Source organism: Flavobacterium sp. GL_143 (assembly GCF_057834355.1).
Map to the genome: position 1 here is coordinate 868947 of NZ_CM174401.1, position 25009 is coordinate 893955.

Genomic DNA, 25009 nt, shown 5'->3' on the forward strand with positions numbered 1-25009 from the left:
ATGGTATATCATAAAAAGTTAAAGCCTTTAATAATTGCATCAGATTTAGAAAAAACAGATATTAGATAATATATGTTTGGAATTATTAGAGATTTAGTGAAAGTAACCTTTTTCATAAGGAATTAATGTTGGCGCACCTCTTCTTGATCTACTGGTACGCGCGAATTCAACTTCGAATAGTATTTTACAGTTTATCCTTTTGATAATTAATGGTTCAATTTCTATTCCGGGCTATCTATTAATGAGCCGTATGCTAAGATTCCATTTTATATCTTGAACATTTTTCAGTGGTTTTATGAGTTGAATTTTATCCTCTTTTCTATTTGTTTTGCGAAATGACGGGATTTTTAAAATATCCAAATTCTTTTTTCATATCCAATTAGTATTAACATTATAAACTTTACAAATAGCTTTAATATGCTCCGCTGTGAAATGAGCTTTACCTTGTTTTATTCTCATGATGTTTTGTTTTAAAACACCAATTTCCTCTCCAAATTCTTTGACATATTCAATCCTACCAGTATTAATTAGCAAGTCTATTAATTCAAATATTTTAAGATCTATGGAATTCATTACCAGTCTGACTTTTTACTATATGCAAAGATATATTCTTTTAAATCTATGAAATATTACAAACTGCTTAAACTCGTCTTTGGAATTGAAAATTAGTATTGATCTTAAAGTACTCGGTTGGATTAGAGAAAATATCCTTTCTATTTTGATTATTTCTTTATTGGTAAGCATACTATTATTTCATAAATTCTTAATCAAATGTACCAATAAAAAATCTCAACTCGAAAAACCATAAACAAAAAAACACTTTGGGAAGAAAGTGGTTTAGTTTACAGATTTATCTGTGTCAGTCTCGCTATAATTTAAGATAATGATATGACCATTATCTAACTTAAAAATTCGATTTGACCTTGTCATTATTTCTAATTAAACATTATATCATTTTATATCCATTTCTGACGATTAAGACTCGAGCAATTGCGAAATGACTAAGTAAATCTCCACAAAAATTTCACAAGGATTGAATTCTTCTTATTACGGGTTATTTGTGAATATTTCTCCTTTATCTAAATCTTAACCTATTAAAATAAATTCTAAAAAATAAAAAAATCCCGAGAGAATTATCTCACGGGATTTACATGTATTTAATATCTTTTTCTAAGATTTTTTGATGCTATTTTTAGTGAACAATAATAACAAAACCTAAAACTCTAACATAAAAAAACATATTCTTTTTTACAGTCTGCTATCTTATGCATTATCTGCCATTTGTACCAGTAGCCCATATAGGTCTACCATTTCGGGTATATATTACCAAATTTCCATCATCTTGCATCACTAAATAAGCCCCAGGATTACCGTTAGTGAAAGTAGCCGCAACTGCTCTGCCATTTGCATATACTACTAAATTTCCATCGGATTGCATGATAGTATACCCCACCCCATTATACAATTTTTGGGTATTCCAAATTAAGGCTGCAGTATTAATGGTTACTCTCGCAATTGTCCAAGATCCCCACCCAACCTTAAAATTGTATTTCGTATTAGAAGATTCAAGATAGTTACCTTCATATAATACTGAACCAGAGTATAGTGCTGCTCCTCTATATCCAGGGTAATGCTTACTTGTTAAATTCGATTTTGGCTCAGGTTGATCAATTTTTGTAATTTCATTTGGGTCGAAGGTTTTGCCTTCTATTCTTTGAATTTCATTTGAAGCTTGATTTGTTGGAGTTTCCTGATTATCATTTGAGCAAGAAGCCAAAACAATCATAAACATAAATGATAATAATACTTTTTTCATGTTTTTTTAAAAATTTTTTTAAATTTATCAGCAAGCCTATTCTTACTAACTAAGAGCAAAAATACATCGTATTAAACTATAGTGTAATCTAAAATAAGCCGTAAAAGTATAAGAATATATCTTTTGCGAGTGACGGTTGTAATTATTAGGAGAAAGCTAGCAGGATAGCAGTTATTGTAAATGAATTTTCAAATTTTATTTATGGATAAGAGCTAAAATTCTTCTATTTTTTCTCTTTAGTTAATATTAAGTGAAATCTATTCTCTTTGGTGTTAGGCTTTTTTATGTATAGATAATCCTCTGCGATTTCTACGCACTTACGAATACATTCAAAAGTATTGTTGGCATTTTCTTTGAATCCTTCCGTAATCAGGAATTCGTAATTATAAACTGATTGAAAGATTGTTTCTCCTTTTCCGAATTTTGCTAATGTCTCTTTTTTATTTTTAAATTCTTGATGTTCTAATTCAGCTGAATGAACTTCCGACATTCAGATAAAAATTTTTTCTTCATTTATTTTTGATACACTCATAATTTTTTTTTATCTCAAGCCTGTGAAATAAGCTAACTCAAGTATAGATTTTGCTACGATTTCTATTTGTACTCATTTATTAATTCGTGATAACACTTTTCTGAACATACAACTGGTTCTGTCGGTTGCCCTATACATCCGCATATATTCTCATTGCAGCAACATTTGATGAGTGTGGAGAAATCCAGGTCATAAGAATTGAAAAGAAGAAATAAACTTACTTAATTATTTTATCTACATTTGAAAAAAATATGGATAAAAGAACAATTAAAATTGAGTTTCAAGAGCCTTTAGACTTAAACATAAATCAGCCAAAATAATATGGCGTTTAAAACTCAATTGATAAATAAGATTCGTGATATTTAAGATCCAAACCCTCACATTTATTTAAAATTTCAATAACTTACTTATTATAGAAATCTCCATATTTATATATACATCTATTAATATATATATAATCTCATTTTCTATACATATAAATATAATGTTTTATATATATATTAATTTTATTTTTTTTTATTAGCATTACTCAGTAATAAATACAACGAAGTATTTATATAATAAACATCTCTACATAATTTATGTTTATCCAAAAGTCCATGATGCTTTACTTTTTCAAAACCAAATTGTAAAGTTTTAGTATAACTATATACTTCTTTCACTACTAAAATTTTGAAATCATATGATAAAAAATTACTTTAATAAAGCTCATCATCAGTAATTACGATATTTTCAATTGCTGAACTATCTTTTGTTTCTTGTAACGACAAGGTATTTATCAAGATCCTTTCATCAGGAATTGCATTGACCGCTCCTTTTAATTCTACTAATTCTTGATGGCTTAAGCATTTTTTTAGAATAGCTTTATTTTCAACATCCCGATTCAATAGTGAAGATGTAATAATTGTTTTTCACAGAATTATATTGAAAATAAATCTTTCTCACTAAAATTTAATTTGAGTAATCTAACAATAAACACACATTTAAATAATTTTTACCTCTACAATTATTAACTTTAATTAAATCTCACTTATTTTTAATTTATTACTCGTTAACTAAATTACAAGAGTACCCCTAAAGCCTATCCTGATCGTACAGTATGAATCCCAAAAATATATCTTTGTTGGAAATCTTCCTTTTGTAACCAAAGAATACCGAAAACTCCTCTACTATCTGACACGGATGACGCTCCGAGCTGCTCCCTTGCAGAGGCATGGGAAAAACAGGATTTGTTCATAAACGGTGCATTAGCACAGTTGGGCTATAGCCTTTTGTGGAATCTTCTGAGAAACGGCTTTACAGAAACCAGAGGGTTATTTAATCTCTCTTCTTTTACCTCACAGCCGTCTAAAAAGAGAGAATCGGCTGAAGGTAAAGATACATGTTCGTCAGATCTACTGTCTAATACCTATAAAAAGTTACATAAACAAAGGTCAATATCTGGTTCTAATATTTATAATATTGAAATTATTTTTAGGGAGGGTAGTTATAACTTTTCAAAAGGGTACCACGGATTAATTTTTTCATTATTTAATGTGAATCAAGATGCACAGACTTTATATGATGATATTAATATATCTCAATATGTAATACCTGAACCAAGAAGTACTTATGCTCTTACGGATTATTTCGGTGCAATTATTAAAGTTTCAGATTCTGGTACTTAGTTAGATAAATTGAGAGTTTTTTGTAGCAAGTATCCTAGTAATGTATCAGGGAAAGTTGCAAGATGTGCATTATACGAAGGTGGTTGGAAGAGTGGTACCTTGGGGCTCGCGTATATAGGGAGTTATTCATCGAGTTCTTATTCAACATTTATAGCATGTGATAATTCTGATAATGTTTTTGCTCATGAGGCTGGACATAATTTAGGAGCAAAGCATGTTGATAATTCAAAGGATGTAATGCATAAGACTGCTTCTTCAAAATTTTGTCATTTTAATGCTACAAAAATTAAAGCTTCACTTAAGGATTAAATTAAAAAATTCCGATATAATCATCTAATAAAAGATAGTGATATTTATTTTCAAGCATTAGTAAACAAAAGTTTACTAATGCTTTTTTTGTTTTGATCTATTTTTTGTAGTTAAACTTCTATAAATTTAGTTAGTTGTTCTACAATCTATTAATTGTGTTAAGACTAACTTTGCTTTAAATTAATAAACCATAATATAAAAAGTAATTTTACAAAAGGTTATTTTAGTCTTGTATTTTCTTTATACGCAGTACCTACTTATTACGGAAACTTATTTTATTCTGTTCATGTATCTCAATATCAATCTCCTGAATATTAACGCTTTTACAGATTATGTCTTAGCAATGGGTAAAGTTGTAAGTTTTGATTATCAGTTAGATAAATTGATATTTTTTTGTGATACGTATTCAAGTAAGTTGCTAATTCTAACGATGCAGTTTATGAATACGCTTCTTCAAAATTACCTCACTTAGATGCTTCAAATATTGCAAAAATGAGAAGTAATTTGGTTTTTTAATCTAAAGATACTTTTGGGCTCTAAGTAAAAAGAAGAATTAAAAAGTGATATTTTTTATAGGTAAAAGAAGTTTAGTAGCCAATTTAACGGATTTAATTAACATAAATATCAATTTATGTTGATTAAATAAAATTCTATTAAAAAACTAGTTTCGGATTATTTTATATGAGAAACTTTTTTTTTAGGTATAGGTATGATTGATAAATACCACATTTGCTGAAGGTCAGTTTCTAATAGAACTAGCCTTCTTTTTTAATTAAAAATTTAAAAAGAAACCTTGAAAGTTTAGTAATAGTGCTAATTTTTATCTTAATGTGGTAGATGATGAATTAGTATAATTTTAAGCCTTATAGTAATCGCTTGTCAGAGATTCAGTCTTAAATTATTTTTCAGTGTTACCAATTCCAAGTAGTCCCTACATATAAATTGTATTGATGAACCATAGTCTTATCGTTTTGGGTCAGCAGGACTGCAGGTCAATCTTTTTGATAATGATGTAATAACCACAGCCAATCAAGGACAACAACTTTTTGCAGATGCTGAGGTAGTTTTATACAAAACCGTAGCACTCTAACAATAGGATTTATTTATTAATGCTACACTTGCTAATATGGGAGCATCTTTACTTTGGAAATTGTTTCGTGGGGGTATGACTGGACAAAGAGGATTCTTTTTAAAATAAGTATACCCCTTCATGCTATATTTCAAAACGGCACAAAGATAAAAGATTTTGTGGATACGTATTTTATTTTGGAACATCATCCACTTAAAACCTATTTAGATGCCTACAGAAATAAATACGATGGAAATCCTCCACTGGTTACACATTCATTACTGCATCACGAAAATATTGACAGAGAAGAAAAAGTCAAACTTCTGAAAAGGAAAAGAAACCAATTGGAACAAAATGACCTAACGTCTAAAAAAGGCAATTTTCAATCCTTCTTTTGATTTTTCCGAGCCAAAAAATAAAATCCCTCCACCCAATAAAAGACGTGGATTTAGAAGGTAAAAGTTTGAATAACAAGATTAAAAATCATATTTTTACTATATGGCAAGAGTTAAAAAAAACAATAGCGTTCCTAATCTGGATCGGGTCTTTTTTTGGGACTTCGATATAGATGTCATGGACTTTGAGAAAGCCTACAAAACTATTATTGCCCGTGTCATAGAGCTTGGAGGTCAGAAAGAAATAGATGAAATCGTGTGTTTTTATGGACATGAAAAAGTGATCAAGGCTGTTCGTGATGAAATCTATTTCCTTCCCAATTATACCATTGACATTGCTTTAAAATTCTTTCCCGAACTTAAAAAGGAAGAAATGTACTGCTACCTCAACCGCAAGGATAAACCCTATCACTGGATTTAGTTCAGCTTACTAACTTAAACGCAAGATTCTTTTTACTTTATTTTTACCAAAAGAAGTAAAAAAGAAAACAAAGGTATGACGGGTTGATTCAGTCTGGCCAAAAGACTTCGGCATAATGCCTTGCTCGCATACTCACAAGCCACCCCTCGGGACTTATTCCGATTCCTTTTGGCCTGACTGCATCCCGTCCTTTGAAATTGCTTTCTTTTTCTTTTTTCCAGTTTTTCTGTTTTCTTTTGGAAACATATGTATGGTTTTATATAAGTATTTATGGCTTTAACTGAAAGCTTATTTACATACTTACATACAGGAGCATTTATATCATTACCTAAAAGCGTAGATATGTAAAAGAGTAAAGCTGTAAATGCATATCTACATAAATACATTTCTACAAATACATTTGCTCACAGGATTATTTATAACTGTAAATCTGTCTATACTTTTAACCTTGTTTACATAAGTAAATAAAATTTAAAAAAAAACTGCACTTAAGTCTTTCAGATTTACTGAAGAGGATTGAAATCAGAACTGCTAACAATCTTATTTTTCAACCTTAACAAGGCTGATTTTAAAATTAATTATAAAACAGAAATACATGATAAATAAAAAAAGGGCATCAGCCCTTTTCAATTAAAACTATTCTTAATAATGTTTTCGAGAGAAAACAGCAAGTTGTGTTTTGAGGCACTCGAAATTAGATTAGTGCCACAAAACTACTTGCCCTGCCGGGAGCTGGAAAACGCCTCCGAAGTCGGCGTTTTATTAAAATTATAAATGGAAACAAGTTAATTTTAAACTTTGTTTTGCTTTCATATAAGTGTATTTGTTAAAGCCTGTATAGTAGTTCTGCTTCTTCCAATGGGATCAGCATTTCAATTATTTTAAGCAGGCTACCAACATATCTTTCCGTATTTATATTACTCTCCATACTCACTTCAATGCCGTTCAGAGCAAATTTTGCTGTTTTAAGCAGATCTAGTATACATTTGATTGAAGCTGAAAGCATATTGACTTTCCTGACTGATATATTTCCTAAAAACACAGAAAGTCTGTGTATTCATTAAAAAGTTGGTTTCACCATATTCGACATTCGTGAAAAAATCGAAAAAAAAATGAAATCTGACAAGAACTATACTTCTTGAAAAATGAAGCAAATTGATTAGTCAATTAATGGATATGATAATAAAAAGTATAACCTGAATAACGATTGACTCGCACCACTGGTGTGAGTATTTAATTAAGAGATTTGCATTTAATTCATTTAACTTTGAAAATCAAATACTTTTATTTTTTAACCTCTATCAACTCGCAAAAAGCAGTAAATCTTCAAGCAAAAGATTCGAATTTGTACCAAGGAGTTCACAAGAAAATTAAAAAGCCAGCAAAGTATTGATTATATATGTTTTAGTTCGATACATTTTTCGATATTTTTGATTGAATAACAAACCCTTATGCTAATTGATTATACCAGTTCAAAATTTGCCACGATTTTTTAAAAATTTGTACGATAATAAGTTTTACTAGAAAAAAAGCACTACTTCAGTATCATTTTTCCTTACTCGCTATCAGAGCTTTTTTTATTATAAAAAACCCTCTTCTCATTAAAAAAGAACACACTTTTATTTGTCTATTGAATAGAAAAAATGTCTTACAATACTGTTTTTAAAACCCATATAGATCTTTTTTTAAATCAGTTGAAAGATATCTACAAATATTTTAAAACAAAATATTCGAAAGTTCTTTTTTAATAAGCATAAATGAAAATATATATTTTAATTTTTAGCACTGGAGCAATTTTATTTCCTTCCTGCAATAAATATACTTCTACTAAAAATGATGCTAAAATTGAAAAAAAAATTACACATCCTAAACCTCCAAAAAATTGAAATTATAAAGCGAATGTCAAAATGATTGTTGAAAAATACATAAAAAAAAGTCCAGATGTTGCAGTTTACATTTACCTGGAAATATTCCCTCTATCTTATACAAATTCTAATTTTATAGAATATCATAATGAAATGCGCAAAAATGTCATCTCAGTCTTGGGATTTATAAAAATACTGGTTTATTAAGAGTAGATGATACCGTTAAAGATGCTTATGATGGTAAAAATGATTATAAATATTTGGTCGCAAACAAAGACAACTTACGGTATGGGAAACATACTCTTCATCTTATAAACGGTGGTGGATTTATGCAAGCAATTTTACTTTATACTACTATTTTAACAAAAAACAAATCATTCCAAAAAACTTCTATTGATCACAGGAACTAGCTATTTTAATGATCTAAGAAAACAAGAAGTTGCTAAGGTAATTAACAACTCAAACGCCTTGCAAGAAATAGTTTTCAATAATCGTTAGTTTACTTTAATTGTATTTTTCACTTAAAAAATATCATCTATATAAAAAAAAACTTATCTATTTCCCAATGATTTCTATTTTCACAAAAACGACGCCACCGCTTTTGTTAGATGTAATACTCATAAATGCTTTTTTACTCAGATCAATTTCTCTCCCATTCACAAATGGACCTCTATCATTAACTACTACAATTACGGATTTTCCGTTTTTTTCGTTTGTTATTTTGAGTTTTGTGCCAAATGGAAATTTTTTATGAGCTGCAGTCAATTTACTATTGTTAAATTTTTGTCCGCTTGCCGTTTTTCTTCCATTAAATTTATCATGGTAATAAGAGGCATGAGCATTTTCTCTGTACAATTTAAGATTTTTAATTTCTGTGTTTTGCTCTACGGAATCCCCACATTGTTGGGCGGCAACTGAAAGAGAAAAAAGAAAAACTGTACCTATAAATATTTTTTTCATTTTTAAAATTTACCGCAAAAAAAAAGAAATTACAATAATACTTATATCTTTAAAAAGCCATATTTACATAAGAAAAAACCATGATTTATTATTTTACATTGAGTCTGTAATGTTTTCATGTTTATAAACATAACCAACAGTTTCAACTCTTTGATCTTAATATATTTTAACTAATTATGCTTTAAAAAACTCTCAACAGTGCTGAGAAAAATATGAGTATAAATCTATAGTTTTATTAGCTAAATTTTATTTCATAAGTCTTAAGAAACCAAATACTTTGATTTTCAAACCTCTATGAGTTAGGTTAAAAACTCGAAATATTCAACCATAAGTTTGGATTTTGTACCAAGAAGTTCGCATAATTACGAAAATAATGTTTCTTTTAGTCGATTATCTAAAATAGAATCTTGTGATTTATACTCTTTTTAATTTACTATTTTCGGGATTTCTAATTTAATTGAAATAAATCGAATTGAACATTTTCTGATAAATGCTCTCCTTCTTCAAACAGTACACAATCAAATATTTGTTTTACCTTTTTTATAAATCACACAAGGTAAACTCTCGCTTTTCTAATATCCAAAGACCAAAAAATACATGTTAATGAGAAGATGCCATATAAACTTATAAACATAAAACCAATTTTTTCGCGAAATACAAAAAACATTTGAAGGCATAATTTTCCAGAAAATTTACATCTTCCCAAAAGCTTATATTTCACCCAACAAAAGTCATCAAAAAGTTAATATTGTAATTCTAAATCAACTTCACCAATTAATGCGGTCATTGTATTGATGCCCAATTTTCTTAAATTTAAAAATTACTTTTATATTTCAACTAAGAAACATTTCTTTTATTAATACTGTGTTTACAGAAATATTCAATAAACGCTCTAAATCGTCCGCAAAAAAGCTCGCCATTTGTTCGGGCGGGACTACTAAGACAAAGCTTCAGAGAAATCTGGAGCTTTTTTTGTTTTAACGCTCTTTGTAAATCTCCGTTGCGTTCACGAGCGGAATACTTGCCTCAGCATAGGAAAACTTTGGGAACTGATTTGAGGTTAAATTAAGTCCCTTATTTGGATTTGTCAAATCATTAGTAGTAAGTGTTAGACGTTTGGTCATTTTTTAAGTTAGCTCCACATTTTTACTACAATTTTTCAGTCTATTTTCGTTCAGATTAATAATCCGTTCTCTTTCAGATCTTTCAATATAATTTTATCAACTTCTGATATTATATCTAAATCTATATAATTTAACCATTTAATTTCTTCTATTTCATTATTCTCTTTCGGTTCTCCAATGTAATTAGCTTTATAACAAGTCATTTTTACAATTACTCCTTCAATAGCTTCGTCTGATTGTGCTTTAAACGTTCCAACATATTCAATAATTCCATTTATTATTTCAACACTTTATTCTTCTAGAATTTCTCTGATTAAAGTATATTGGATAGTTTCATTCTTTTCTCTTTTGCCTCCTGGAATATAATATTTGTTTTACCTTTCGATTTTGTGCTTAAAATTTGACCAATTTTAACTTTTATAATGCTATTTTATCAATTTTTTTCATCGTTTTTTTCTTTTACCTGATGTCTAACGTCCTACTATTACAGCGGGTTTTTGTATTAAATTAAGCTTATTTTACGGATTTGCCAAACCATTCAAATACAAAACCAACTTTCCATTAAGCTGATTACTCAAATCAGTTCTAGTAACTGTTGCCAATAGTTTTTATGATAATGATATACCCAATATACTACTTTAATTTTTTAGATATAAACAAGGAAGTTATTAATATAAAGATAATGAAACACTAAATATTTCATTATCTTTTATTATTTTATACATCTACGTCATTATTTCTTAAATTCACTTAATAAAACCTGAACTTTAGGAAATGAAAAAGGGTAATAGAATTTACGATTGTGACTTTAAAGAGAAAGCAGACCAATTAGGATTTGAAATAGGTTGCAACAAAGGTATGAGAGAACTTAGAATATCGACGTCGCTTATGATTCGATGGAGACAAGAACTTCTCGAATTTGGAGAAGCAAGTTTTTGTGGTCGTGGCTTCACAAGATTAAACAATGGACAAAAAGATTTTGTTAGCAAAAAAGAAAACTTAAAAAGGAGCTTAAAAACGCAAAACTTAAAATTTTTAAAAATGCAAGTAAATATACTTCTAGAGGAGAGTTTGCTGTTTATCATTTCATTAAAAACCATTCTGATTAGCAGGCAATTACAAAAATATGTAACGTTTTAGGGTTATCTCATCTCTCATATAAGAAATGGAATAATCAGGTGCTTTCTCCAATGCAACGTCGAACTCAGATATTAAAAGAAGAAATAATTTCCATATTTTACGAATACAAAGAGCTATACGGTAGTCCGAAAATTGCAGTAGAATTACAAAGTCGTATTTTATAACCATCATAACTTTTTGAGTTAGAATTATGACAAATACAACAACATTGTTTAAAAATTGAATTTAGTTTTTTAAAAATTTTATAAAAAACTCACTTTAAAGCTGTTAAAGAGTATAAAAACGAGATAAAATGCAAAAATCCAACTCGAAATAGGGTTGATTTTTTGATAAAAACGTGAGGTATATATGTATTTGAGTTATTAACTTAATTACATTTGGTTAGTTATACCTAATACCATACATTAAACATATGCGGTGAAGAAATTGAAGTTTAAATTTTGTTTTTGCTATAATAAAAGAATTCTAGTTTTCATCCGTAAATGAAAATTGAAAATTTACCTGCCAAAATTCTTATCCGGCTAGCTTTTCACTAAATTACAACCGCCATTCACAAAAGATATATTCTTATATTTTTATGGCTTACTCTGTTATCGCACAGTTAAATATAATATAATTTCGCACTTAATTAACAAGATGAGCTTGTTAAATAAATTAAATTATTAATATATTTTTATGAAAAAAACATTATTCCCCTTATTTATGCTTGTTTTGGCTTCTTGCTCAAATGATCAGGAAACTCCGACAACACAAGCTAATACTTTAACTCCAAATGAACAATCCCAGCCAACATCGAATTTAACGGGAAAGACAGTAACATATAAACGAGCGTTATATCCTGGAGCAGTATTACAATTAGATGACGAGCTCCGATCTCCTAATAACCAGTTCTTTTTTAAGGCTTCTTATCATAGTAGTAATGGTGGGGTTATGCAAATCATAAAAACTTTTTCAGGTAAGGGTCAATTATTAGAATGGGAAAACATTACAAAGAATAGGTTTACATTTCTTAAAATGCAAGATGATGGGAATTTAGTTGCGTATGATAGTAATAATAGAGCAGTTTGGGCTACTGGCACTGACCGTAATCCTGGAGCCTATTTAACTATGCAAGATGATGGGAATTTGGTAATTTATAAATACGGAATACCTTTGTGGTCTTCAAAATATGGTGTTGACAGATCGACTAAATCAGTAACTTTATTAGCAAATGAGCAAATAGATGTAAATAACCGACTTTCCTCTCCTGATAAAAAACATTATCTTAGAATCTTAGATAACACTTTACAAATAATTACGGGGGGGGATAAAGGTGGTTCCTTACTATCATGGGAAAAGCGTGCAAAAGGGATTATTAAAGTTCTTAAAATGCAAACTGACGGAAATTTAGTTGCCTATGATAGTAATAATAAAGCAGTTTGGGCTACTAATACTAATGGAAATCCTGGTGCCTATTTAACTATGCAAAATGATCAGAATTTAGTATTATATAGCAAAAATGGCAGAACTTTATGGACTTCTCAATCAGATAATGGCAATAGTGGACCAACATACTACTAGACTTTAAAAAAGAGGATGCTTTTTTAAGGTTTTAGATTTTGTTATTATTGTTCGCCAAAAACAGCATCAAAAAATCTTAGAAGAAAGATATTCGCTAATACTTAAATACTCACAAATCCTGTAAGATTATCTTGCAGGATTTTTTTTTAAGTACCTCAAAACTGTTTTCTAAAAAAGTCAGATCTAAAAAAAATCAATCGTTTAAAAAAGACCTTTAAATGAGTATGTCGTCATTGTTGTAGTTAGTCTGATTTTAAACAGGAGTATATCATTTATAATCCTCAAGCAAATCAATTTAATGATTTAATTGTTCTTGATCTCAACTCATTATTTTGTCATTTCAAAATATAAAATCTTAAGCAGAAAGCATTTTATGAATCATGTATTTAGTTTATTAAAGCTAAAATTCAAGCATCGCAAAATAATTCATTACATCATATTAGTATGCGTTATAGTGTTGCAAATGATCACAATGATTATTTGGCATAATAAATCTGCAAATGAAATTGAAATATCTAAGGCAGCAGATTCCTTGAAGTCATTAAATAAAATTTCAAAATTTACAGGAAAATCAATAAATATCAGACTTCGTTGGCAAAATATAGCACTACGATAAATGAAATAAGATATCTACTTGATAGTTCAAGTTTTATTTCCAATAATAATAATAATAATAATAATAATAATAATAAAGAATTTATAAAGATTCTGAAAGAAAAACACAAGTCAGAATCTAATATTTCAACTTTAAAATATAAATAGATTTTACTTTAGAGAGCAATATTAAAACACATAAATTTGATGATTTAACGGTATTTAAGTTTAATAAATTTGAATTCAATAACGTTTTGATACCATAAAAAAGGAATCCTATATTAAGATAGACGGCGCATTAAAAAGAGACTATTTTTTGAGATTAGGAGATGCATTATCAAGAAAGATGGAAGTTCGGAGAGAACAATTACATACTACTATAATAATAAAATATAATGATAAAATAATTTCAGGAAGTATTGAAGAGCAGATGAAAAATGTATTTAATATTACTAATGAATTTTATGAAAATCAATTTAAAATTTTAAATAAATTATTTACCAGTTTACAAAAACAAGATTTGAAATTGACCGAACTTAATGATAGACTGTTAGATTTAGAATTTTTGATTATACCTGATTATAACAAATCATTAAGCAAACTGCAGAATAATGTGCAAACAGAATTGCAGGATCGATATTACAAGAATAAAACAACGAAAACTAATACAATTGCAATCTTAATTATATTGATGCTTATTATATCACTTATAGTTTTTAGTTTTACAAAAAATGGCATTTGGATACGAAAAAAGGTTATTTAATACCCAAATCAAATTAGACAAAGTCTGAATTTTAAAAACATAATTATGGGTATGCTAAGTCATGAAATCAGATCATCACTTAGCATAATTTCTATTTACAGCAAAATGATAAGTTCATCGATAAAAGATCCTGAAATAAAAGAAGCTTTCAAATCAATTCAATTTACAACAAATTCGCGATTGCTTTTGTCGAGTCAAATTTTGGAATATTCAAAAGATGAAAATCGTTCACTTACATTAAAAAATAAAAATTTGAATTAAAGTGAACTAAATCAAATTGTTTCTTCAATAGGTTCATTGGTATAGGGTAAAGGTAACGAAATGAAAATTAATTTTATTTTGTTTTCATATATTGAAGTAGACTCCGATATGGCAAAAATTCATCAACTTTTTTACAATATCATTGGTAATGCCAATAAGTTTACGAAAGATGGATTGATATCGGTTTCTATCGTTTACGAAAGAATGATCGGAAACCAATTAAATTTAAAACTGGAAATCCAGGATAACGGAATTAGAATTGATGAAAATGATTCAAAAAATATATTTGACCTCTATTGTCAGGGAGAAATGTCAGAAAACATCAATGATTTGGGTGTTGGTTTAGGGCTAAATATTTGTAAAGAAATTGTGGAGTTATTTGACTGTTAAATTAATATTGAGAGTAAAAAGGGAAAGGTACTAAGATTACATTTAATCTGATTTTAAACCTTATTAAAAACAGTATAGAACTCCAAAATAGCTCAAAAAAGTAAATTTGTTTAAATAGTAATGAAATCATCAAATAGTTTTAATTATTTAATTATTGACGACCATAGCGTGGCCCGACAAGGAGGTTCTTTGATTATAAAAGAACTATTTTCGAATGGGTCAATTTATATGGCAGGAAATTTTAAAGACGCCTTTAAATTATTGAAAGAAGTTAAATTTAATTTACTAATTCTGGTTGTGAATTTTTCAGATAGTAACAGTATAAATGTTTTGGCAGAAATTAAAGCAATTCAGCCTAATCTTAAAATTTTGATGTTTTCTGCTTATGATGAAAATATTTATGTCATGAGAACTTAATTGCGGGTGCATCCAGATATTTGAATAAACAAACCACAGAGGATGAAATAAAAAATGCAATTAATGCAATGATTTCGTCTGGAAAATATATGACTCACAATATAAAAGATAAAATTTTAGATTCTTATATTTCAAAAAAATCTAGCAACGCATTAGAGCTATTGTCGAATGAGGAAACTGAAATGTCACAATTACTAATCAAAGGATACGGAAATCTGGAAATACTGGAATTATTAAATTTAAAAAAACGACGATTAGTACTTATAAAAGCAGAATTTTTGAAAATTAAAAATTGATAATTTAGTTGATTTTATTAAATTTTTCAGCTTTATTATGATGAATAATTGGCAATAAACAGATATTTCTTCTTAATGATGATCTGAAAATTTACTTTATTTATATTAGGAAACAGAGATCTATGTCTCTGTTTTTTTATGAATAAATATTCCTATTTATTTTTTGTAGAAATCATTCTACTCTAAACCGTTTTTTGTACTATAAAGCATTGATTTTATTCAAGATATCTTTGTAATGCCTAATGAAAAAAATGTGGCAACAAAATAAATTATTAATGACTAAAAAATTATTTCAATAAAAAATAAATGCTTATGAATTAAAAAAAACACTAAAAAAACATCAATTATATCGTTGTTTTATGCACAGGAAACTTTTCTGTCTCTGGATTACTCTGATTTTATATCGCAAAAATGATATTAGAAAATCTATCTACACTTATGTTATAGGTAGTACTGGTGTAGGCGTTTGTGCTTACTCTTACAATGAGAAAGAGTACATCCGTTGACAATTGTAAAAACTTGTTTGTATGATAGGGGTACACTGAATGTTATATAATCCGCTGTTAAAAGCGGTTGTTTCTATTGATTAACTTAAAAATGAAATCATAAATAAATCATCTATGTTAAAATTCACTAAAAAAAAGGGTATTCGTCGCTCTTTAGAATATTTGTGTTTCAAAAAAAAAAATTATTTACTTTTATTTTTTTTGATTCTTTTTTTAATTCCGGGATTCTCTGCCAGGGCACAGTTTGTCGCTCCTGCTGATTTTGAATTTTGGTATGGAGTGCCTGAATGGTCATCTGCGAAGTCTGGTTCAATTTCATTAAATTCACCTCAAAAGTTACATCTAACCAATGTTTCCAGTACAGCTGATGCCTATTATGTAATAGATATGCCAGCTGATGCCACTTTTGCCCCCATTACAGGTACAATTCCTCCTGTAGGTTCTCAAATAATTGACATGACTTCTTATATTAATGCCATTACTGTTAAACCGGCAAACACTGTTGTAAACAGAGGTTTAAGGATACAGGTTGATGGAAACATGAGTGTATACTATGCTAATGAATCTGGAGGTAATTATGCGACTATGCCATTGCGTGGTCCCAATGCAATTGGGACTTCCTTTATTGTACCTGGACAAAATATTGCTATCACTGGTGGAAGTACTTATGCTGGGGCTGTCTCTTTATTTGCTGTTACTGCAACCGAAGATAACACTGAAGTGATCATAACCCCTAGTGAAGCGATAACTGGACATGGTGCCAATGTCCCTTTCACTATTACTTTGAACAAAGGTCAAAGTTATTCTGCAAATGCAATAGCATATAACAAGAATCATTTGGGAGGAAGCCTTGTTACTAGTACGGCTCCTGTAGTTGTTACTTATAGTGATGATTTAGTAGCTCCTTCCGAAGGTGGAGGTACTGATGCCGCAGGTGACCAATTAATCCCGATTAGCAACTTTGGGCTGGAATATGTTCAAGTGCGCACAAATTTAAAAGTTACCACTAATGAGAGTACTTTTATTTTTGGTTCACAAGATGGGACTACTGTTACGGTTTTTGATGGTACCACCACGACTATATTGGTAGTGAATAAAGGAGAATTTGTAAGATATAATCTTCCAACTGGTAAAAACGTGGCCAGTATTAAAGCAGATAAGCCTGTTATGGTGTACCAAATTGGTGGGGTAGAGTCGGAATTTGGAGGAGGTATTCTTACGCCAATTAGTGCTTGTAAAGGAGCTAAGGCACTTTCTTTTCAATATCCAGCTCTGTCTACTAAAACCTGTTTTAATTTTGTAGCACCAGACGCTATAATAGGGAACTTTAGGCTAAATGGAGACAGTACAATTATTAAGGCGACTGATTTTTTACCTATTCCGGGCATGCCTGGCTGGAATTATTGCAGAAAGGATGTAACATCAAAGTTTGCCTCACCACCGGGTCGTGTAATAGATATAACTAATACAGCGGGTAAATTCTATTTTTATCAAAACATAAGCACAATAGGTGGTGGAGATTTTAGTAATTTCTCTGATTTTGGTAATTTGATGTTGTTTCCTAAAGCAGATCATGTTTGTGGTTCGACAAGCATTGAATTGAAAAGTGGTGCAATTGCTTATAACACAAATATTATCAGTTATAGCTGGACTGGACCTAATGGTTTTACCAGCAATGTAGCAGATCCGGTTATTACTAATTATACCAATGCAAATATGAGGGGTACCTATGTAGTAACTGTTACAGATACAGAAGGTTGTTCTTATACAGAAAATTTAATAGTAGATAGACCTGTAGACGATATTATTATATCTCCTGCTTCAACAACAAAATGTACGGGTTCTACAGTACAATTTACCTCTGTCGCTATACCTGCTGAAGCAGTTCCGGCTACTATTAAGTGGACAGGTCCAAATGGTTTTAGCAGTACCGAAGCCAATTTTGATATTAATGGTATTACTGCTGAGCAAGGTGGTACTTATACATGTACTTATACTGATAAATACAATTGTTCAATAACAAAAAGCATTACCATAACGGTAGATACAGCTACAGTATCATCCTTCACCATAGCGGGTAACGATAAACTAAGTTGCGATACCCCTTCTGTTTCGCTTAATGCCGCAGGATATGTTGCTGGGCTTGATTATGAAACGTATAGTCCTTATGATGCCAATTCACTCTTTGCCAGTTCGAATTTTAGTGTTATTACACAAGGTTTTTACAATCAACGACCTAATAATATGGGAGTGGCAGCGCAAATGAATCTTTCAGGGCTTACTGATGTGCAGGATTCATCGACTGCTTATGGCTTGAAGTATAAAGGATTCATTAATATTACTACAGCTGGAAACTATATTTTTTATGTTGACAGCAAAGATGGAAGTAATTTATATATAGACGGATCATTGCGTGTAAGTAATGATGGGGCTCATGCATCATATGAGGTTGCTTCAACTGAATTTACACTTTCTGCAGGTTATCATACCATTGAGTTAAATTATTTTAATAGTTCAACAAGTGCAGGTTCTTTAAAGATTTATTATGAGAGAACTTCAGCCCCTAATATGAATAAAATAATTATACCTGCAGGAGTGTTATTTCATGCAGGAGGTACTGCGCCAACGGGAATAGCTTCATATAGTTGGACAGACAGCAATAATGTAGAAGTTGGTACCGATAATACTCTTACAGTAACAGCACCAGGCACATATACCCTAACAGGCGCTAATGGAGCTTGTAGTTCTATTCGCAGTTATGTAGTAAAAAGGATTGAAGATTATGATTATGGTGATCTACCTTCTCCATGGCCAGTAGCACAAGCTAAGATTTTAGGTTGTGTTGTTACGGGCGTACCTACAGGAAAAGATGCTGTATGGGCAGGTTCAGGGGTAAGTATTGAAACAAGTCCGTTAAAGAATACAACAGCAACTGCCGACAGTTTTGATGATGGATTTATAAGTCCAACAACTACAGGAGGATCTTATACGGTAGTGCTGAACAGCAATACTTCTGGAACAGTAGGATATTATGGTTTATGGTTTGACTGGAACAATGATGGTAATTTTGCTAATGATGTGGATGCAAATGGTAATCCTGCTTTTTATAGTGGGAGTACCACAATAACAGGTGTAACTGACGTATCAATTTCAGCTGTTCCGCCGACAACAGCTCAAGCAGTCTCAGCTAAAAGATTAATTGTTTCGAATGTGCCGATAAATTTTACAGATTACGATAATATTTTCGAAAACGGAGAAGTAGAAGATTATTCTTGTTTGTTTCAAGTGATTCCTCCAACATTTGCACCTGTAAACATTTCATGTTATGCAGAATTGCCAACTGGAACTTCATTAACTAAATCAGAATTTGAAGCTTTAGGAAATGCAGATGGAGTAATTACTTCTTGTGGAGCAATTGATATAACTGCTTCAAACGAACCAAATCCAAGCTGTAACGGAACGGTTAGCAGAACCTACACAGTAACAGAATATGCAGATACAAATAACAATAAAGTAAAGGATGATGGTGAAAATGTTTTAAATACCATCAATTTTGCACAAACATTTACAATTGACAGAGCAGATTTCACAATGCCAGCTAATCAAAAATCGACAGTTGCCTGTGCTTCGGCTGTTGTTGCGCCAACAGTTCCGGTTGTAAAAGACAATTGCGGAAATGTATTGACAGCGAATACCCCGATTATTTCAACAATTCCGACTTGTGAAGGAGATGTAACATATACTTATACCTTTAAGGATTGTGAAGGAAATACGCACAACTGGGTTTACACATATACAATTGACGATGTGATTCCTCCAACAGGAACGGCACCAGCCAATCTAACAGTACAATGTATGTCAGAAATTCCCGCTGCAGATGTAAATCTGATTACTGATGAAGCTGATAATTGTAGCGGAACAATAATTGCAACAGTTGCAGATACGAATAACGGTGGGTCTGGAACCAATACACCTTACATCATAACAAGAACTTATACATTAAAAGATTGTAGTGGACTTACAACTAATTTGGTTCAAACTATTACAGTTAAAGATACACAAGCTCCACAAACACCAATTTTAACAGATGTAATAGTTGGAGAATGTAGTGCAACTCCAGTTGCACCAACAACAAATGATACTTGTTCAGGAATTATCACAGGAACTACAACAACTGTATTCCCAATTACTAAACAAGGAACTACAATTGTAACATGGACTTTTGATGATGGTCACGGAAATAAAACAACAGCCAATCAAAATGTAATTGTAAAAGATACGACAACTCCTGCTTTACCTGTTTTAGCAGATGTTACTTTAGCAGGTTGTGAAGGAACTCCAGTTGCACCAACAACAAATGATGCTTGTTCAGGAATTATTACAGGAACTACAACAACTGTATTCCCAATTACTAAACAAGGAACTACAATTGTAACATGGACTTTTGATGATGGTCACGGAAATAAAACGACAGCCAATCAAAATGTAATTGTAAAAGATAGAACAGCTCCGGTTGTACCTGTTTTAGCAGATGTTACTTTAACAGGTTGCGAAGGAACTCCAGTTGCACCAACAACAAATGATGCTTGTTCAGGAACTATCACAGGAACTACAACAACTGTATTCCCAATTACTAAACAAGGAACTACAATTGTAACATGGACTTTTGATGATGGTCACGGAAATAAAACGACAGCCAATCAAAATGTAATTGTAAAAGATAGAACAGCTCCTGTTTTACCTGTTTTAGCAGATGTTACTTTAGCAGGTTGTGAAGGAACTCCAGTTGCACCAACAACAAATGATGCTTGTTCAGGAATTATTACAGGAACTACAACAACTGTATTCCCAATTACTAAACAAGGGACTACAATTGTAACATGGACTTTTGATGATGGTCACGGAAATAAAACGACAGCCAATCAAAATGTAATTGTAAAAGATAGAACAGCTCCGGTTGTACCAGCTTTAGCAGATGTTACTTTAGAAGGTTGTGAAGGAACACTAGTTGCACCAACAACAAATGATGCTTGTTCTGGAATTATCACAGGAACTACAACAACTCTATCCTCAATTACTAAACAAGGAACTACAACAACTGTATTCCCAATTACTAAACAAGGAACTACAATTGTAACATGGACTTTTGATGATGGTCACGGAAATAAAACGACAGCCAATCAAAATGTAATTGTAAAAGATAGAACAGCTCCTGTTTTACCTGTTTTAGCAGATGTTACTTTAGCAGGTTGTGAAGGAACTCCAGTTGCACCAACAACAAATGATGCTTGTTCAGGAACTATCACAGGAACTACAACAACTATATTCCCAATTACTAAACAAGGAACTACAATTGTAACATGGACTTTTGATGATGGTCACGGAAATAAAACGACAGCCAATCAAAATGTAATTGTAAAAGATAGAACAGCTCCTGTTTTACCTGTTTTAGCAGATGTTACTTTAGCAGGTTGTGAAGGAACTCCAGTTGCACCAACAACAAATGATGCTTGTTCAGGAACTATCACAGGAACTACAACAACTGTATTCCCAATTACTAAACAAGGAACTACAATTGTAACATGGACTTTTGATGATGGTCACGGAAATAAAACAACAGCCAATCAAAATGTAATTGTAAAAGATAGAACAGCTCCGGTTGTACCAGCTTTAGCAGATGTTACTTTAGAAGGTTGTGAAGGAACACTAGTTGCACCAACAACAAATGATGCTTGTTCTGGAATTATCACAGGAACTACAACAACTCTATCCTCAATTACTAAACAAGGAACTACAACAACTGTATTCCCAATTACTAAACAAGGAACTACAATTGTAACATGGACTTTTGATGATGGTCACGGAAATAAAACGACAGCCAATCAAAATGTAATTGTAAAAGATAGAACAACTCCTGTTTTACCTGTTTTAGCAGATGTTACTTTAACAGGTTGTGAAGGAACTCCAGTTGCACCAACAACAAATGATGCTTGTTCAGGAACTATCACAGGAACTACAACAACTGTATTCCCAATTACTAAACAAGGAACTACAATTGTAACATGGACTTTTGATGATGGTCACGGAAATAAAACTACGGCCAATCAAAATGTAATTGTAAAAGATACAACAACTCCTGTTTTACCTGTTTTAGCAGATGTTACTTTAGAAGGTTGTGAAGGAACTCCAGTTGCACCAACAACAAATGATGCTTGTTCAGGAATTATCACAGGAACTACAACAACTGTATTCCCAATTACTAAACAAGGAACTACAATTGTAACATGGACTTTTGATGATGGTCACGGAAATAAAACAACAGCCAATCAAAATGTAATTGTACAAGATACAACAGCTCCGCTTTTACCAGCTTTAGCAGATGTTACTTTAGAAGGTTGTGAAGGAACTCCAGTTGCACCAACAACAAATGATACTTGTTCAGGAATTATCACAGGAACTACAACAACTGTATTCCCAATTACTAAACAAGGAACTACAACTGTAACATGGACTTTTGATGATGGTCACGGAAATAAAACGACAGCCAATCAAAATGTAATTGTACAAGATACAACAGCTCCGCTTTTACCAGCTTTAGCAGATGTTACTTTAGCAGGTTGTGAAGGAACTCCAGTTGCACCAACAACAAATGATGCTTGTTCAGGAATTATCACAGGAACTACAACAACTGTATTCCCAATTACTAAACAAGGAACTACAACTGTAACATGGACTTTTGATGATGGTCACGGAAATAAAACGACAGCCAATCAAAATGTAATTGTACAAGATACAACAGCTCCGCTTTTACCAGCTTTAGCAGATGTTACTTTAGAAGGTTGTGAAGGAACTCCAGTTGCACCAACAACAAATGATGCTTGTTCAGGAATTATCACAGGAACTACAACAACTGTATTCCCAATTACTAAACAAGAAACTACAATTGTAACATGGACTTTTGATGATGGTCACGGAAATAAAACAACAGCCAATCAAAATGTAATTGTACAAGATACAACAGCTCCGGTTTTACCAGCTTTAGCAGATGTTACTTTAGAAGGTTGTGAAGGAACTCCAGTTGCACCAACAACAAATGATGCTTGTTCAGGAATTATCACAGGAACTACAACAACTGTATTCCCAATTACTAAACAAGGAACTACAATTGTAACATGGACTTTTGATGATGGTCACGGAAATAAAACGACAGCTAATCAAAATGTAATTGTACAAGATACAACAGCTCCGCTTTTACCAGCTTTAGCAGATGTTACTTTAGAAGGTTGTGAAGGAACTCCAGTTACACCAACAACAAATGATGCTTGTTCAGGAATTATCACAGGAACTACAACAACTGTATTCCCAATTACTAAACAAGGAACTACAATTGTAACATGGACTTTTGATGATGGTCACGGAAATAAAACGACAGCTAATCAAAATGTAATTGTACAAGATACAACAGCTCCGCTTTTACCAGCTTTAGCAGATGTTACTTTAGAAGGTTGTGAAGGAACTCCAGTTGCACCAACAACAAATGATGCTTGTTCAGGAATTATCACAGGAACTACAACAACTGTATTCCCAATTACTAAACAAGGAACTACAATTGTAACATGGACTTTTGATGATGGTCACGGAAATAAAACGACAGCCAATCAAAATGTAATTGTACAAGATACAACAGCTCCGCTTTTACCAGCTTTAGCAGATGTTACTTTAGAAGGTTGTGAAGGAACACTAGTTGCACCAACAACAAATGATGCTTGTTCAGGAATTATTACAGGAACTACAACAACTGTATTCCCAATTACTAAACAAGGAACTACAATTGTAACATGGACTTTTGATGATGGTCACGGAAATAAAACGACAGCCAATCAAAATGTAATTGTCAAAAATACAATTTCAGCTCCGATAAGTGGAGGTGATCAAACAAAATGTATGACTGATGGAATACAAACATTAATTGCAACGGCAAGTGTAACGGAAGGAGCAAAGGTAGTTTGGTACAATTCAGCTACAGCTGGAAATATTGTAACATCGCCAATATTAAATACGTTAGGAACTGTTACTTATTATGCCGAAACTGTAAATACAATCTCAGGATGTAATAGTTTAACTAGAACTCCAGTTAGTCTGACTTTATTCAATTGTTCAATTGGACTTATTAAAACAGTAATTTTTGATGACAATAATAAAGATGGTTTAGCGCAGGCAGGAGAAACATTGACTTATAGTTTTGAAGTAGCGAATCGTGGTGATGTGGCATTGACAAATGTAAAAGTAACCGATACTAAGGAAGGTTTAATTTTAACAGGAGGACCAATTAATTTAGAAGTAGGAGAAAAGAATTTGACTGAATTTAAGGGGGTTTATAAACTTACCCAAGCCGATATTAATGCAGGTAAGGTAAGTAATCTGGCAACCGTAACAGGAACCACACCTTTAAACACCATTGTTAGTGACATCTCTGATAACGGTTCTTTTTCTGAAGATAAGCCAACAGTATTAGATTTAAAGGGATGCATAATTGAAGTCTTTAATCTTGTTTCTGCAAATGGAGATGGAGATAATGATTACTTCCATATTGAAGGTTTAGATTGTTATCCTAAAAATTCGGTTGAAATCTACAATCGCTGGGGAGTACTTGTCTATTCGGCAGAAGGCTATAATAATAAGGAGATTTCATTTAAAGGTTTCTCTGATGGACGAGCTACAATAAAACAGTCAGAAGGATTACCTGATGGGACTTACTATTACATTTTGAAATTTACAGATTTCGAAGGAAGAATTTTAAGCAAAGCAGGATATTTATATCTAACGAAATAGGAGAATATACAGGGGACAATATAATTATTGTCCCCTTATATAATTTTTTTCTAAATGTTAAGCTGTGTGGTCAGTGTTATATTGATTATTAA

At 31.2% G+C, this 25009-nt stretch carries 19 protein-coding genes; 11 read left to right on the top strand and 8 right to left on the bottom strand.

Annotation, left to right across the window (positions count from 1 at the left end; translation table 11 throughout):
• Positions 1–369 precede the first annotated feature (369 nt).
• The 5 genes from AC3IPI_RS03705 to AC3IPI_RS03725 form a co-directional block, all read right to left on the bottom strand.
• Positions 370–573 carry a helix-turn-helix domain-containing protein gene (locus AC3IPI_RS03705; RefSeq protein ID WP_489157194.1) on the bottom strand — a complete coding sequence of 68 codons (204 nt, stop codon included), beginning with the start codon at positions 571–573 and terminating at the stop codon, positions 370–372.
• Between the two features lie 697 nt (positions 574–1270).
• Positions 1271–1816, bottom strand: coding sequence for a hypothetical protein (locus AC3IPI_RS03710; protein ID WP_489157196.1), 546 nt, complete (start codon positions 1814–1816; stop codon positions 1271–1273).
• A 223-nt stretch (positions 1817–2039) separates the two neighbouring features.
• A complete protein-coding gene (locus tag AC3IPI_RS03715) occupies positions 2040–2306 on the bottom strand; it encodes a hypothetical protein (protein WP_489157198.1) in 267 nt (88 codons plus the stop codon).
• Between the two features lie 548 nt (positions 2307–2854).
• Positions 2855–3010, bottom strand: a complete 156-nt coding sequence (locus AC3IPI_RS03720) for a hypothetical protein (RefSeq protein ID WP_489157200.1) — start codon at positions 3008–3010, stop codon at positions 2855–2857.
• A 36-nt stretch (positions 3011–3046) separates the two neighbouring features.
• Positions 3047–3235, bottom strand: a complete 189-nt coding sequence (locus AC3IPI_RS03725; RefSeq protein WP_489157202.1) for a Fic/DOC family N-terminal domain-containing protein — start codon at positions 3233–3235, stop codon at positions 3047–3049.
• A 648-nt stretch (positions 3236–3883) separates the two neighbouring features.
• On the opposite strand from AC3IPI_RS03725, the gene AC3IPI_RS03730 reads away from it, so the two are divergent.
• From AC3IPI_RS03730 to AC3IPI_RS03740, 3 genes are all read left to right on the top strand, one after another.
• Complete coding sequence (locus tag AC3IPI_RS03730; protein ID WP_489157204.1) at positions 3884–4015, top strand: hypothetical protein; 132 nt, start codon at positions 3884–3886, stop codon at positions 4013–4015.
• A 9-nt stretch (positions 4016–4024) separates the two neighbouring features.
• Complete coding sequence (locus AC3IPI_RS03735; protein ID WP_489157206.1) at positions 4025–4324, top strand: M12 family metallo-peptidase; 300 nt, start codon at positions 4025–4027, stop codon at positions 4322–4324.
• Between the two features lie 1567 nt (positions 4325–5891).
• On the top strand, positions 5892–6209 hold the full coding sequence (locus AC3IPI_RS03740; protein ID WP_489157208.1) for a DUF6922 domain-containing protein: 318 nt from the start codon (positions 5892–5894) through the stop codon (positions 6207–6209).
• 2420 nt (positions 6210–8629) lie between these two features.
• Here AC3IPI_RS03740 and AC3IPI_RS03745 read toward each other — a convergent pair.
• The 3 genes from AC3IPI_RS03745 to AC3IPI_RS03755 form a co-directional block, all read right to left on the bottom strand.
• Positions 8630–9034, bottom strand: a complete 405-nt coding sequence (locus tag AC3IPI_RS03745) for a septal ring lytic transglycosylase RlpA family protein (protein WP_489157210.1) — start codon at positions 9032–9034, stop codon at positions 8630–8632.
• 977 nt (positions 9035–10011) lie between these two features.
• Positions 10012–10158, bottom strand: coding sequence for a hypothetical protein (locus AC3IPI_RS03750; RefSeq protein ID WP_489157212.1), 147 nt, complete (start codon positions 10156–10158; stop codon positions 10012–10014).
• A 50-nt stretch (positions 10159–10208) separates the two neighbouring features.
• Positions 10209–10361, bottom strand: coding sequence for a hypothetical protein (locus AC3IPI_RS03755; RefSeq protein WP_489157214.1), 153 nt, complete (start codon positions 10359–10361; stop codon positions 10209–10211).
• Positions 10362–10932: 571 nt separating this feature from the next.
• Here AC3IPI_RS03755 and AC3IPI_RS03760 point away from each other — a divergent pair.
• The 8 genes from AC3IPI_RS03760 (at position 10933) to AC3IPI_RS03795 (ending at position 24917) form a co-directional block, all read left to right on the top strand.
• Positions 10933–11298: a hypothetical protein gene (locus AC3IPI_RS03760; protein WP_489157216.1), complete on the top strand. Its 366-nt coding sequence runs from the start codon at positions 10933–10935 to the stop codon at positions 11296–11298.
• A gap of 675 nt (positions 11299–11973) precedes the next feature.
• The gene (locus AC3IPI_RS03765; RefSeq protein ID WP_489157218.1) at positions 11974–12858 is read left to right on the top strand and encodes a hypothetical protein; all 885 of its coding nucleotides are present in this window, start codon (positions 11974–11976) and stop codon (positions 12856–12858) included.
• Between the two features lie 910 nt (positions 12859–13768).
• Complete coding sequence (locus AC3IPI_RS03770; RefSeq protein WP_489157220.1) at positions 13769–14215, top strand: hypothetical protein; 447 nt, start codon at positions 13769–13771, stop codon at positions 14213–14215.
• 51 nt (positions 14216–14266) lie between these two features.
• On the top strand, positions 14267–14476 hold the full coding sequence (locus AC3IPI_RS03775) for a histidine kinase dimerization/phospho-acceptor domain-containing protein (RefSeq protein WP_489159213.1): 210 nt from the start codon (positions 14267–14269) through the stop codon (positions 14474–14476).
• 60 nt (positions 14477–14536) lie between these two features.
• On the top strand, positions 14537–14866 hold the full coding sequence (locus AC3IPI_RS03780; RefSeq protein WP_489157222.1) for a sensor histidine kinase: 330 nt from the start codon (positions 14537–14539) through the stop codon (positions 14864–14866).
• A gap of 120 nt (positions 14867–14986) precedes the next feature.
• The gene (locus tag AC3IPI_RS03785; RefSeq protein WP_489157224.1) at positions 14987–15283 is read left to right on the top strand and encodes a response regulator; all 297 of its coding nucleotides are present in this window, start codon (positions 14987–14989) and stop codon (positions 15281–15283) included.
• Between the two features lie 20 nt (positions 15284–15303).
• Positions 15304–15579 carry a hypothetical protein gene (locus tag AC3IPI_RS03790; protein WP_489157226.1) on the top strand — a complete coding sequence of 92 codons (276 nt, stop codon included), beginning with the start codon at positions 15304–15306 and terminating at the stop codon, positions 15577–15579.
• Between the two features lie 707 nt (positions 15580–16286).
• Positions 16287–24917, top strand: a complete 8631-nt coding sequence (locus tag AC3IPI_RS03795; RefSeq protein WP_489157228.1) for an HYR-like domain-containing protein — start codon at positions 16287–16289, stop codon at positions 24915–24917.
• Positions 24918–25009: the final 92 nt, after the last annotated feature.